The 12,257-nt window shown below is 45.4% G+C and carries 11 protein-coding genes and 1 tRNA gene; 6 read left to right on the forward strand and 6 right to left on the reverse strand.

Translation table 11 applies throughout. The features are described 5' to 3' along the window. Nucleotides 1-300: 300 nt before the first annotated feature. The 3 genes from trxA (at nucleotide 301) to BACCOPRO_RS00640 (ending at nucleotide 3,239) form a co-directional block, all read left to right on the forward strand. A complete protein-coding gene (gene trxA / locus BACCOPRO_RS00630) occupies nucleotides 301-789 on the forward strand; it encodes a thioredoxin (protein ID WP_173585532.1) in 489 nt (162 codons plus the stop codon). A gap of 1 nt (nucleotide 790) precedes the next feature. After that, nucleotides 791-2,026 carry a THUMP-like domain-containing protein gene (locus tag BACCOPRO_RS00635; protein ID WP_008139938.1) on the forward strand — a complete coding sequence of 412 codons (1,236 nt, stop codon included), beginning with the start codon at nucleotides 791-793 and terminating at the stop codon, nucleotides 2,024-2,026. A gap of 76 nt (nucleotides 2,027-2,102) precedes the next feature. Next, nucleotides 2,103-3,239 carry a Gfo/Idh/MocA family protein gene (locus tag BACCOPRO_RS00640; RefSeq protein WP_008139940.1) on the forward strand — a complete coding sequence of 379 codons (1,137 nt, stop codon included), beginning with the start codon at nucleotides 2,103-2,105 and terminating at the stop codon, nucleotides 3,237-3,239. Nucleotides 3,240-3,371: 132 nt separating this feature from the next. Here BACCOPRO_RS00640 and BACCOPRO_RS00645 read toward each other — a convergent pair whose 3' ends face one another. From BACCOPRO_RS00645 to BACCOPRO_RS00655, 3 genes are all read right to left on the reverse strand, one after another. Beyond that, nucleotides 3,372-3,800 carry a SufE family protein gene (locus BACCOPRO_RS00645; protein ID WP_008139942.1) on the reverse strand — a complete coding sequence of 143 codons (429 nt, stop codon included), beginning with the start codon at nucleotides 3,798-3,800 and terminating at the stop codon, nucleotides 3,372-3,374. A gap of 8 nt (nucleotides 3,801-3,808) precedes the next feature. Further along, the gene (locus tag BACCOPRO_RS00650) at nucleotides 3,809-4,819 is read right to left on the reverse strand and encodes a M20 family metallopeptidase (protein WP_040311016.1); all 1,011 of its coding nucleotides are present in this window, start codon (nucleotides 4,817-4,819) and stop codon (nucleotides 3,809-3,811) included. A 64-nt stretch (nucleotides 4,820-4,883) separates the two neighbouring features. Next, the gene (locus BACCOPRO_RS00655) at nucleotides 4,884-6,650 is read right to left on the reverse strand and encodes a gamma-glutamyl-gamma-aminobutyrate hydrolase family protein (protein WP_008139944.1); all 1,767 of its coding nucleotides are present in this window, start codon (nucleotides 6,648-6,650) and stop codon (nucleotides 4,884-4,886) included. An 81-nt stretch (nucleotides 6,651-6,731) separates the two neighbouring features. On the opposite strand from BACCOPRO_RS00655, the gene BACCOPRO_RS00660 reads away from it, so the two are divergent. After that, complete coding sequence (locus tag BACCOPRO_RS00660) at nucleotides 6,732-7,664, forward strand: phosphate acyltransferase (RefSeq protein ID WP_008139945.1); 933 nt, start codon at nucleotides 6,732-6,734, stop codon at nucleotides 7,662-7,664. Beyond that, on the forward strand, nucleotides 7,661-8,749 hold the full coding sequence (buk, locus tag BACCOPRO_RS00665) for a butyrate kinase (RefSeq protein WP_040311017.1): 1,089 nt from the start codon (nucleotides 7,661-7,663) through the stop codon (nucleotides 8,747-8,749). The genes BACCOPRO_RS00660 and buk overlap by 4 nt, the downstream gene beginning before the upstream one ends. A 130-nt stretch (nucleotides 8,750-8,879) precedes the next feature. Here buk and BACCOPRO_RS00670 read toward each other — a convergent pair. The 3 genes from BACCOPRO_RS00670 to folP form a co-directional block, all read right to left on the reverse strand. Then, nucleotides 8,880-8,967: transfer RNA gene (locus BACCOPRO_RS00670), tRNA-Ser, on the reverse strand. Between the two features lie 101 nt (nucleotides 8,968-9,068). Continuing rightward, nucleotides 9,069-9,842, reverse strand: coding sequence for a diadenylate cyclase CdaA (gene cdaA, locus BACCOPRO_RS00675; RefSeq protein ID WP_008139947.1), 774 nt, complete (start codon nucleotides 9,840-9,842; stop codon nucleotides 9,069-9,071). Nucleotides 9,843-9,844: 2 nt separating this feature from the next. Next, entirely contained in the window at nucleotides 9,845-10,729 is an 885-nt protein-coding gene (gene folP / locus BACCOPRO_RS00680) for a dihydropteroate synthase (protein ID WP_008139949.1), read from the reverse strand. Nucleotides 10,730-10,846: 117 nt separating this feature from the next. On the opposite strand from folP, the gene BACCOPRO_RS00685 reads away from it, so the two are divergent. Continuing rightward, the gene (locus tag BACCOPRO_RS00685; protein WP_022277586.1) at nucleotides 10,847-12,142 is read left to right on the forward strand and encodes a UDP-N-acetylmuramoyl-tripeptide--D-alanyl-D-alanine ligase; all 1,296 of its coding nucleotides are present in this window, start codon (nucleotides 10,847-10,849) and stop codon (nucleotides 12,140-12,142) included. Nucleotides 12,143-12,257 lie beyond the last annotated feature (115 nt).

The following is a 12,257-nucleotide window of genomic DNA, read 5'->3' on the forward strand; positions in this document are numbered from 1 at the left end:
GCATGATGCATAGATAATGGCAGCGGGACAAGCAAAAAACTTTGCTTGTCCCGCTGATGCTTTATTGTTGTAGATTTCCGGCAACCCATAACATTCACTTATCTACGTTATCTGGCAGTTAGGGAGATGCAGGAGCTGAAATGCCCAGTCTGAACAAAGGAAGGATCAGCGATTCACTGAAAAAATGTTATAAAATAAATATTTTCCTAAGGAAACTTGTTTCTTTGGATAAGAACCACTACTTTTGGAAAAAGATTTCCAAAGGAAACAATTTGAAATTATTCACAGAAGCTTTAAATGATCATGAGAAAACTTTTGTTTGTTGTAATGGCAGTATTGGCTGTAACTACCGCTTGCGGAAGTAATGCTGGTACTGATAGTAGTAAATCAGAGAAACAAGAAAGTATGGAAACGAAAGAAACAACCAAGGTAGTGCATCTCACGAAAGATGAGTTCTTGCAGAAGGTATATAATTATGAAAAGAATCCGAACGAATGGAAGTATGAAGGTGATAAACCTGCCATTGTAGACTTCTACGCAACCTGGTGTGGACCATGTAAGATGCTGGCTCCCATTCTGGAAGAACTGGCTAAGGAATACGACGGACAGATTGTAGTTTATAAGATTGATACGGAAAAGGAACCGGAACTTTCGGCTGCCTTTGGTATCCGCAGCATACCGACTCTGTTGTTTATTCCCAAAAGCGGTGATCCGCAGGTGGCACAAGGAGCTATGCCGAAAGCTTCCTTGAAGAAGGCTATTGATGAATTCTTATTAGGTAAGCAGTAAAATGAAGGAGCAGGACAACGGACGAACAGAAGAATTGTCTTCTGCAACATGGCAGTTTATTGTTTCACACCGGGAAGATGATGTACGCACTCTGGCCCTTCAGGCACGGAAGTATCCGCAAGTAGATATGGCTGAGGCTGTCACGCAGATTGCCGGTTGGCAGATTGCTGTCAGGAAGATTCCTTCATGGGCAGCAACGGAGGGTATTCTTTATCCCAGGCATCTGTCTATGGAACAGTGTTCGTCTGAGATAACTGCTCTTTATAAGGCTTCATTGGTCGGTGGTGAATCGTTTACAGATCTGACGGCCGGCCTGGGAGTAGATTGTTCTTTTCTGGCCCGTCGTTTCCGGCGGGCTGATTATGTAGAGCGGCAGGAGACATTGTGTCGGCTGGCCGCTCATAATTTTCCTTTACTGGGACTTGATCATATTCAGGTTCACCATGCAGATGCTCTGGAGTATTTGCAGGAGATGGAGCCTGTGGACTGTCTGTTTCTTGATCCGGCCCGCAGGGACAGCCATGGAGGTAAAACTGTTGCCATTACGGAATGTGAACCGGATGTCTGTGCCTTGGAATCCCTATTGGTAGAGAAAGGGCGTAAGGTAATGGTCAAGCTTTCTCCCATGCTGGATATGGCTTCCGCATTGCGTGATCTGAAATATATTCGTGAGCTTCACGTGATTGCTGTGAACAACGAATGTAAAGAGTTGACAGCTGTTCTTTATCAGATGAATTCCGTAAATGAATCGTCTGAGAAAGAAATTGTTATAAGTTGTGAACAGGCTGTTCATAACTCTTTGTCCGAACCTTTCACTTATACTCTTTCTGAAGAGAAAAATGCTGTCTGTCAGCTGGCAGACAGGGTGGAAACCTATCTTTATGAGCCGGGTGCGGCTTTATTGAAGGCAGGACCTTACCGTCTGCTTTCCCAGAGATATGGTGTGAAGAAGCTTCATCCCAACAGCCATTTGTATACTTCTTCCGTACAGGTTGATTTCCCCGGACGCTGTTTTCAGGTGACTGGCATTTCCGGTTTTGGTAAAAAGGAAGTGAAGGAACTGTTGGGTGGTCTGGAAAAAGCCAATCTGACTGTCCGTAATTTCCCCGCTTCAGTGGCCGATTTGAGGAAGAAACTGAAACTGAAGGAAGGGGGAGATGTCTATCTGTTTGCAACAACTCTTCAGAATGGGGAAAAGGTATTGATCAAGTGTCTGAAACCTGCTTTGCTTTCATAAAATTCTTTGAGTGCCTTTCCTGTCAATTCATTTAATTTCCTTAGTTTTGCATAGTGAACATTAGAATGTCAAAACAATGAAGGGTATAAAGACCGTACTGATAGGAGCTGGTTATCGGGGACAACGTCTGTTGAGGCTGATGCAAGGCATTGAGGCCTATAATGTGACAGCGGTGTTCGACCCTGCGGCTGTGTTTCATACTGACGGGATGCTGGAAGTATATACCGAAGGTCCTGAAGACTATAAACGAATGATCGCTGTCCAGCATCCGGAACTGGTAGTTATCGCTTCTCCGTGGCATTTCCATGTAGAACAGGCTTTATATGCATTGGAACAAGGTTGTCATGTCGCCATGGAAATCAAGGGAGGGTTTTGTCTCGGCGAATATGATCCGCTGATTGAGGTGGCATCCCGCAAGGGACTTCGGATTTATCCGCTGGAGAATGCCGTCTTTACCCGTGAAAATATGGCCATGCTTCAGCTGGTACAGGCCGGAGTTCTGGGGCAGCTGGTTGCCTTACGGGGCGGATACCGGCATGATCTGCGTGATATGCTGGTTGATGAACAGGGAAACCTGGGGAATCCGAACAAACCGGAAGGTATCTGGAGAAGCCGTTTTTATCTGACCGAAAATGGGGATCTTTATCCGACTCATGGTTTGGCTCCGCTTTGTCTGGCTGCAGGAGTGGGACGGACTGACCGCATAGCCGAACTGACTTCGTTTTCTTCACGGGCCTGTGGGCTGAACGAGTTCGTTGCACACCGGGGCGGGACTTCACCTTTGCCTGTGAGTATGGGAGACATTGTGATAACCCAGATGCGTACGGAAGCCGGGGTGTTGATAACTTTGACTCATGATACCACCTTGCCTCGTCCGCGGAGCCTTGATTTTGAACTGCAGGGTTCGAAAGGTATCTGGAGAGGTGAGTTTCGGCAAATTTATGTTGAGGGTGAATCACCGTATGAGACCTGGGAAGATGATGAGAAATATATAGCCCGCTATGAACATATTTGCTGGCAAAAGTGGGGAAAAGAAGCCTTGATACAGGATGTGCATCATCAGGGAATGGATTATATCATGCTTCGTATGTTGGCGGCTGATTTCCGGGGAGAAATGACATATCCGATTACTGCTGGCGATCTGGCTTTGTGGACATCTGTTTCTCCTTATTCAAAACTGTCGATAGCCGGGAAGCGCACGGTCTTTCTATAAGTTCCCCAAAAAACGTCTCGGGCTTTTTGAAAAACGTTTCGGCGTATGCATGAAAACGTTTCGACATTTTAAAAAAAGCCCGAAGGCTTTTGAGCCCCCGGGCTTTTTATATGATCCATACATGGGAATCAGTTATTTTCCTTGCTTGGCTTTGAATGCCAGTGCATACATGCGCATCTGCTTGATCATGGCAAGCAGTCCGTTGCTGCGTGTCGGTGAGAGGTGTTCTTTCAGGCCGATCTTTTCGATGAAATAGAGGTCTGAATTCAGAATCTCATCCGGTGTATGTCCTGATACAACCTCAATCAGCAGGCTGATAATTCCTTTTACGATCAGAGCATCACTTTCTGCTTGGAAAACAACCTTGCCATCTTCAAGGTCAGCCTGCAGCCATACGCGGCTTTGGCATCCGTCTATCAGGTTCTGTTCCGTTTTGTATTCCGGAGCAAGCGGTTGTTGTTCATTTCCTAAGTCTATCAGTAGCTGATACTTGTCCATCCAGTCATCAAAATCGCTGAATTCAGCGATCACTTCGTCTTGGAGTTCATTGATTGTCTTCATTGTCTTCTTTATTTTTCGTTGTAAATAACGGTCATTACAGTTTGTCCTACAGCTTTCAGCGTTGATTTGTCAATGTGTTCCAGTGTATCATCCAGTGTGTGCCAGGTCGATACGAATCCGGTATTGGTACTTGTGTCATAATGGATAATGTCGACACAGGGGATTTGCCGGAAGGAGTGAACATAGATGTGATCATCGGTGATGCTTCCGCCATCCTGGGGAACAAAGTAGTTTCCGTAGCCGAGACTTTCTGCCGTTTTCCAGATTTTCTTCATGGCATCATTGGCAGTTTCTTTCGAATAATATTCGTAATAGAAAGTTGCATTTGGAGCTCCTACCATGTCAAGCAGGATACCGAATCGTGCTTTGTAGTCAGGAGTGTGAGGAATTCGTCCCCAGTATTGTGAACCCAGACACCAGGAATCAGAAGGGTGTTTGCCCTGATAGAAGTCAGGAGTACCATAATCTTCTGCATCGAAAAAGACGATGTCAATACCGATTGCCGGCGCTTGCTGTTGCAGCTGGCGGGCTATTTCAAGCAGGACTCCTACACCGCTGGCACCATCATTGGCTCCGTCGATGGGGGTATGATGATGCTGGGGATCATCTTCATCAGCATAAGGGCGGCTGTCCCAGTGTGCACAAAGCAATACTCGCTTGCGTGTATCCGGATTGTAAGCTCCTATAATATTGCGGGCTTTCAGGAGAGTTCCGTCATAAGCCATCAGATCGGCGTACTGGTTGTAGACTTTGGCTCCGAACTTTTCAAGCTGTTTGGCCAGATATTCTCCGCAAGCTTTATGGGCATTCGAGTTAGGAACACGTGGACCGAAAGCTGTCTGTGCTGCCACGTAGGCGTATGCGCTGTCAGCATTGAACTCCGGGACCTGTATGTTGGATATCTCTTCCGTACTTTCTTCCTTTGTCCGGTTGTCGTTCCGGTTGCTGCTGCCGCACGAAAGGAGGGCGGTACCCATCAGCAAGGCGGTTGCAGTCAATAGGTTACTGTAAAATTTCATGTAATGCTTCGTTTTATTTTTTCTGTTGCAAAGGTACATCATTTCACGTGAGCAGAAAAACGTTTTAGTGTTTTTTGCCATTTTGAATTTCCTCCATGACGCGCAGGAAATTACCTCCCCAGATCAGCCGGATATCTTCTTCTCCATAACGTTCTTCCAGCAGACGCCGGGTGAAATTGATCAGTTCCGAGGAGTCGTTACATCCGATGATGCCTCCATCACCGTCAAAATCACTTCCGATTCCTACGTGTTCAATGCCCATGACCTGTACCATGTGATTCAGATGGGCGATTGCATCAGATAAGGTTGCCGGTTGTCCGGAACGGAGGAATCCGCCATACAGACAGACTTGTACGACACCTCCCTTTGCAGCGATGGCTCTTAGCTGATCGTCAGTCAGGTTACGCGGGTGGTCGCATAAGGCACGGCAGGAAGAATGTGAACAGACAACGGGCTGGCTGCTGGCTTGAAGTACGTCGTAAAAGCTTCGTTCCCCGCTGTGAGAGAGGTCGATCATCATTCCTGTGCGGTTCATTTCACGGACGACTTGTTCGCCGAAAGATGTCAGTCCCAGATTAACATCATTGTAGCGTGCCGAACCGCAGATATTATTGTTTCCGTTGTGGCAAAGTGTCATATAGACGACCCCCCGACGGCGGAAGCGTTCTACATTGTGAAGATCATTGCCGATGGCATAGCCGTTTTCAATACCCAGCATGATGGCTTTCCGTCCTTCCCGTTTCAGGCGATAGAGATCGGCCGGTGTATAGGCTATTCCGACAGACTCCGGATGGGCAACTGTTATCTCTTCGATCTGGTCCAGCAGAGAATCTGCCTGAGCTGTTGCCTGGCGAAGAGCTTCTTCCGTACATTCTTTCTGGGGAAGATAGGCCACCATGATGGTAGCATCTTGCCGTCCTTCGTTCATCTTGTGCAGATCGACCTTAATTCTGGGATCCCGGCTTTCGAAATGAATGTTTTCGTGAAAAAACATCGGAGTGTCACAATGCGAATCCAGAGTCAGGATTCGGCTGTGCAGTTCTTTGGCTTTGGCGAAAGATTTTGCTTCATGAGTCAGCCAGTGGAACAATGGCATCATGGATTCATCGCCATTCAGAATGAAACATTCGGGATGCCATTGTACACCGAGTATGGATTTTCCTTCTGTACTTTCGATTGCTTCTATGACTCCGTCTTTGGCGCGTGCGGAAACCCGGAACCCCGGAGCCGCCTCGCGGACTGCCTGATGATGGAATGAATTGACGGCAGCATGGTTGCATCCCATAATCTTTTCCAGCAGGGAGCCCGGTTCTATTTCTATGGTGTGTGAGGCAAAGCTTCGGTCCAGCTGCTGGCTATGTTTGATGCGTGTTCCTTCCATTTGTGAGTGGATATCTTGATAGAGGCTTCCTCCGAAGGCAGCATTCAAAACCTGTACTCCTCTGCAAATGCCCAGTATGGGAATTTGCCGGTCGGCGGCCAGACGTGCCAGCAGCAGTTCCTGCCGGTCACGATACGGGTTGATGTCTTGTAGTTCCCGGATGGGTTCTTCTTGAAAGAAGAGGGGATTGATATCTGCTCCTCCGGTAAAAAGAAGTCCGTCGATCCGATTCAGGAAACTGATCAAAATGTCAGCATCTTCAGTCGGCGGGAGGATGACAGGTACAGCACCTGCTTTCAGAATGGAAGTGTAATAGCCCGGAAGTAAACTGAACTTATTGTCACTGAAATTTCCGGTCAATCCGATAAGGGGAGCCTGAACTGCTTTCGGAGCGTCATGATGCAGTTCATTATAGTCGAAATCGATATTAAACTTTTGAGATGTTTTCATAAGTTAAATCTTTCTTGTAATTCGGACAAATATAGGGATAAATCCAGATTTATTTTCCATATTTGTTTAAAATCTAGTGTTATGGAACTGATAAGAACGCTAACGCAAATGGTGCATAGCCTGCGCGCCCGAGGAATTCGTCGGAGAGTGGCTGTGGTTTGTCCGAAAGATTCGCATACGGAATATGTTATCATCCGGGCTCTGCGTGAAGAAATAGCAGAATTTTTACTGGTGTCTGATACGGCAGATATGGAAATGGCGTATCATTTACGTATGGCCTCACCGGATTTTGTACGAGTCTATGAAGCAGAAACTCCGGATGCCGCGGCGGCATTGGCTGTGGAGCTGGTGCGGACAGGAGAAGCCGATATTCTGATGAAAGGTCTGATCAATACAGACAATCTTTTACGTGCTGTCTTAAATAAAGAAAAAGGCTTGCTCCCTTCGGGTGGAGTTTTGAGCCATGTAGCAGTTGCCCAGGTTCCTTTGTATCATAAATTGTTGTTTTTTTCGGATGCAGCCGTTATCCCTCGTCCTACACTTGACCAGTTTCGGGCGATGATCATGGCCGACGTTGCCTTGTGCCGTAAGTTGGGAAGTGAGCAGCCGCGGGTTGCCTTGATTCATTGTACGGAGAAAATCAACGAGAAGTTTCCGCATACCATCAGTTATGTGCAGCTGAAAGAAGAAGCTTTGCAGGGAAAATTCGGTTCTGTTTTTGTAGATGGGCCGATGGATGCGAAGACGGCTTGTGATGCGCATAGCGGTCAGATTAAAGGTCTGGCCTCGCCTGTGGTAGGAAACGCTGACATTATGATTTTTCCGAATATCGAATCTGGTAATACCTTTTATAAGACTTTGTCCTTGTTCGGTGATGCCAACATGGCAGGAATGTTGACCGGAACGATTGCTCCGGTTGTCGTACCTTCGCGGGCGGATTCGGGAAATTCCAAATATTACAGTCTGGCACTTGCTTGTCTGGCTGGCAATGAACCCCAAAATGAATGCTTATGAAAATACTTGTAATCAATCCTGGCTCAACTTCCACGAAGTTGGCTGTTTATGAAGATGATGTTCTCGTCTGGAGAGAAAGTCTGTATCATTCGGCTGAAGAGGTGGCCGGATTCCGTCATATTAATGAGCAATATGATTATCGTCGCCAGCACGTGCATGAAGCTTTGGAGAAAGCGGGAATTCCGCTGCGGTTTGATGCGGTGATTGCGCGAGGAGGGTTGCTGAAACCGATACCGGGAGGGGTGTACCTGGTTGATGAACGGGTCAAGCAGGATTTATGGAATGCTTCGATGGAACATGCTTCAAATCTGGCTGCATGGATTGCCGATGAAATTGCGCAGCAGGCCGGATGTCCGGCATATATCGCCGATCCGGTAGTAACTGATGAACTGCGTGAGGAAGCACGGATCAGCGGGGTTCCGGAACTTCCCCGTATTTCGATTTTCCATGCTTTGAACAGTCGGGCTGTTTCACGGCGTTATGCAGCGCGTATAGGGAAGAAATATGAGGAGATGAATCTGATTGTTGTTCATTTGGGAGGTGGTATTTCAGTCAGTGCTCATCAGTATGGCAGGGTAGTTGATGTGAATAATGCTCTCAATGGTGAAGGACCTTTCAGTCCCGAAAGAGCCGGGACAGTTCCGGCGCGTCAACTGGTCGATCTGTGTTTCAGCGGGAAATACACGCATCGGGAACTTTGCCGGATGTTAAATGGACGGGGAGGACTGGTTGCCCACCTGGGGACAACAGATGTCCCGACGATTATTCGGGGCATTCATGCCGGAGAGATCCATTATAAGCGGGTGCTGGATGCGATGTTATATACGGTAGCCAAACAGATCGGTGCCATGCATGTGGCATTGCATTGTGCAACAGATGCCATCATCCTGACTGGTGGAATTGCTTATAATGAATATTGTACGGATGCATTGCGGGGCTGGGTTGAATCTTTGGCTCCGGTGGAAATAATTCCGGGTGAGGATGAAATGGGAGCTCTGGCGATGAATGCACTGGGAGCCTTGAATGGAGAACTGACGGTACAAAGATATTGTCCGAAACAGGATGAGGAGATTCCGGAAAAGTAGGGGTCAGAACTTCTCAATGTGTTGCTCTGGAGCAAACTTTCTTACATGAAGTTTTGAGATACTGTTTGGTATAATCCGGGATACAAAAAAAGGTGTAAATCTTATCTGTTCTGATTTACACCTTTTCTTGCGGAGAGAACGGGATTCGAACCCGTGATACGCTTTTGGCGTATACACGCTTTCCAGGCGTGCCTCTTCAACCACTCGAGCACCTCTCCTTTCGAGGGCGCAAAGATAAGTTAACTTTGTCAAACTGCCAAAATTTCTCAGATTTATTTTATTTCCCTCAAGATTCTGTTCTTTGACCTATTGGGCAGGATTAATCTTCGTTGGTCAACATACGCTCCAGCTCTTCTGCCGTTAGTTTGAGGTAGAATTCTCCTTTATAGGCAATGGAAATTCCTCCGGTTTCTTCAGAAACAATAATGGCAAGTGCATCTGTTTCCTGTGAAACGCCTAAGGCTGCACGATGACGGAGTCCCAGTTCTTTCGGAATGTTCAGATTATGAGATACGGGCAGAATACATCCGGCTGCTTTGATTCGCTTGTTGCTGATAATCATGGCACCATCATGCAACGGACTGTTTTTAAAGAAGATATTTTCAATGAGCCGTTGATTGATGTTGGCGTCGATCATATCTCCGGTTCGTACGATTTCATCCAACGGAAAATTTTTCTCTATAACGATCAGAGCGCCTACTTTGCCTTTGCTCATGTTCAGGCAAGCCATGACAATGGGCATGATGTCTTCTTTCTGATTCTTTTGTTCTTTATTCCCTTTCAGAAATCTGAACAGGCTATTGGCGCGGTGATGAGAACCTAACGTTAGCAGAAAATGGCGGATCTCATCCTGGAAAAGGACAATCAGTGCAATAACTCCTACACTGACTAATTTGTCAAAGATGGAGCCTAACAGACGCATCTGAAGAACCTGGGATACGATAACCCAGATAACAATAAATACCAGAATGCCGATGAATGCATTGATAGACCCGGAAGATTTCATGACCTTATAGGTCTTGTATAGCAGAAAGGCAACAAGGAGGATATCCAGAATATCCTTCAGACTCATGATATGAATATCGAAAGGCATCTTTATTCTTGGTTTTTAGAAGGTTGACAACTAGGTTTGATGTTTTTCTGCATGGCTGCCATAATCCGTACGACTTCTGTGGCTGCTTTTACATCATGAACTCGGAGGATATTGGCTCCTTTTTGTAAGGAAATGGCATGAATGGCAGTTGTGCCGTTAAGAGCATCTTCAGGTCCTCCTCCCAGCAATTTATATATCATGGATTTACGTGAAACTCCAACTAGCAGTGGAAGATTGAATATCTGGAACTCTTCGAGTTGGTTCAGTAATTCATAATTATGTTCTAAAGTTTTGCCGAATCCGAATCCGGGATCTAGAATGAGATCTTTTGCTCCTAAGTCACGTAATTGTTGTACCTTTTCGGAAAAGTAATAAAGAACTTCTTGGACTATATGTTCATAGTGCGGATGTTGTTGCATATTTTGTGGGGTTCCTTGCATATGCATCAGGATGTAGGGAACTCCCAACCGGGCTATAGTGGAAAACATTTGTGCATCCATGTTTCCGGCTGAAATGTCATTGATGATCGCAACTCCATATTCTTCTACACACATGCGTGCAATGTCTGCGCGAAATGTGTCCACGGAAAGTACGGCCTGAGGATATTCGCGGATGATGAGGCTTAATGCATGGCGCAGGCGTTTTGTCTCTTCTTCTGTAGAAATATGATCAGCATTGGAGCGGGACGAATAAGCACCGATGTCAATAATATTTCCTCCTTCTTCTAGAATCTGGTGCACACGGGAAAGGATTCCCTCTTCTGTCTGTTGCCGGCTTTGGGCATAAAAGGAATCTGGCGTAACATTTAGGATTCCCATTACCTGCGGATGGGATAGATCCATCAGTTGTCCGTTGATATTTATGTATTTGGTGAGTGTTGTTTCCATAATGACATGTCATCTTGACGGGTGCAAATGTACGCACAATTATTTACTTTTTGTCGTTTTGCTATGTATTTTTCAGTTATCTTTGTGCGTATAATTAGGTTAAAGATTAAAAAGAGAATGGAAACAATAACTTCTTTATATGATTTCTTTACGGAGTGTGGTCAGGTAACTACTGATAGCCGGAATTGTCCGGAAGGATCAATGTTTATAGCTTTGAAAGGAGGCAACTTTAATGGTAATGCTTTTGCAGAACAGGCTTTGCAAAAAGGTTGCCGCTATGCGGTTGTGGATGAACCGGAATATGCACAAAAGGATGATCCGCGTATTTTGTTGGTTGAAGATTGCCTGAAGGCTTTGCAGGAGTTGGCCAATTACTATCGACGTCAGTTGGGAACACGTATTATTGGTATCACTGGAACGAATGGCAAAACAACAACGAAAGAATTGATTGCAACAGTTTTGGGCCGAAAATATAACGTTCTTTATACACAAGGAAATCTTAATAATCATATAGGTGTGCCCCTTACATTGCTTAGATTGAAACCGGAGCATGAAATAGCGGTTGTGGAAATGGGGGCCAGTCATCCGGGGGAAATTCATATGCTGACGCATATCGTAGAACCTGACTATGGAATTATTACGAATGTCGGTAAAGCACATTTGGAAGGTTTTGGCTCTTTTGAAGGGGTAATACGCACTAAAGGTGAATTATATGATTATTTGCGTAGCCGGAAGAATTCTTCTGTTTTTATTCAGAATGAGAACCCTTATCTGAACCAAATAGCTGAAGGACTGAATTGTATTCGCTATGGTCAGACCGAAGGATTATATGTAAGCGGACATGTACTGAAGTGTTCTCCTTTTTTGGCTTTTGCCTGGATAGGCGAGAAGGGGTTGCATGAAGTTCAGACCCATTTAATCGGAACATATAATCTGGATAATGTTTTGGCTGCCGCTGCTATTGGCCGTTTCTTTGGGGTGGAAGAAGAGGAAATTAGTTTGGCTCTGTCATCTTATATACCGCAAAATAACCGCTCTCAATTGGAAGAAACCCCAAATAATCATTTGATTGTGGATGCTTATAATGCAAATCCTACGAGTATGATGGCTGCTTTGGAAAATTTCCGGCATGTAGAGGCAGCTCATAAAATGGTGATATTAGGTGATATGAAAGAATTGGGATCCAGTAGCAAGGAGGAGCATGCAAAAATTGTAGACTTCCTGGATACATGTAATTTTGAGAAAGTTATTTTAGTTGGACCGGAATTTGGATGTATTCAGACTTCTTATGAAAAGTATCCTGATGTCGATACATTAATAGATCATTTGAAATCAGATTGTCCGATTGGATTTTATATTCTGGTGAAAGGATCTAACAGTATGAAGTTAAGCCGGCTTCCTGAATTTTTATAAGGTAGGTGTTTAGTTTACATCCTCTTGTAAATAAGGGAAGATTCTTCCCCATGAAATATGTATGTAGATTTTTGATCTGTGAAGCAGTAATTCTGCCGATATAACAAACCTGTAT

The sequence above is a fragment of the Phocaeicola coprophilus DSM 18228 = JCM 13818 genome, from assembly GCF_000157915.1.
Classification (GTDB): Bacteria; Bacteroidota; Bacteroidia; order Bacteroidales; family Bacteroidaceae; genus Phocaeicola; species Phocaeicola coprophilus.

Bases quoted from the DNA above. Each gene is read 5' to 3' on its own strand.
- BACCOPRO_RS00635 (WP_008139938.1), top strand. From the start codon at position 791: ATGAAGGAGCAGGACAACGGACGAACAGAAGAATTGTCTTCTGCAACA.
- BACCOPRO_RS00640 (WP_008139940.1), top strand. From the start codon at position 2,103: ATGAAGGGTATAAAGACCGTACTGATAGGAGCTGGTTATCGGGGACAA.
- BACCOPRO_RS00645 (WP_008139942.1), bottom strand. From the start codon at position 3,800: ATGAAGACAATCAATGAACTCCAAGACGAAGTGATCGCTGAATTCAGC.
- BACCOPRO_RS00650 (WP_040311016.1), bottom strand. From the start codon at position 4,819: ATGAAATTTTACAGTAACCTATTGACTGCAACCGCCTTGCTGATGGGT.
- BACCOPRO_RS00655 (WP_008139944.1), bottom strand. From the start codon at position 6,650: ATGAAAACATCTCAAAAGTTTAATATCGATTTCGACTATAATGAACTG.
- BACCOPRO_RS00660 (WP_008139945.1), top strand. From the start codon at position 6,732: ATGGAACTGATAAGAACGCTAACGCAAATGGTGCATAGCCTGCGCGCC.
- buk (WP_040311017.1), top strand. From the start codon at position 7,661: ATGAAAATACTTGTAATCAATCCTGGCTCAACTTCCACGAAGTTGGCT.
- cdaA (WP_008139947.1), bottom strand. From the start codon at position 9,842: ATGCCTTTCGATATTCATATCATGAGTCTGAAGGATATTCTGGATATC.
- folP (WP_008139949.1), bottom strand. From the start codon at position 10,729: ATGGAAACAACACTCACCAAATACATAAATATCAACGGACAACTGATG.
- BACCOPRO_RS00685 (WP_022277586.1), top strand. From the start codon at position 10,847: ATGGAAACAATAACTTCTTTATATGATTTCTTTACGGAGTGTGGTCAG.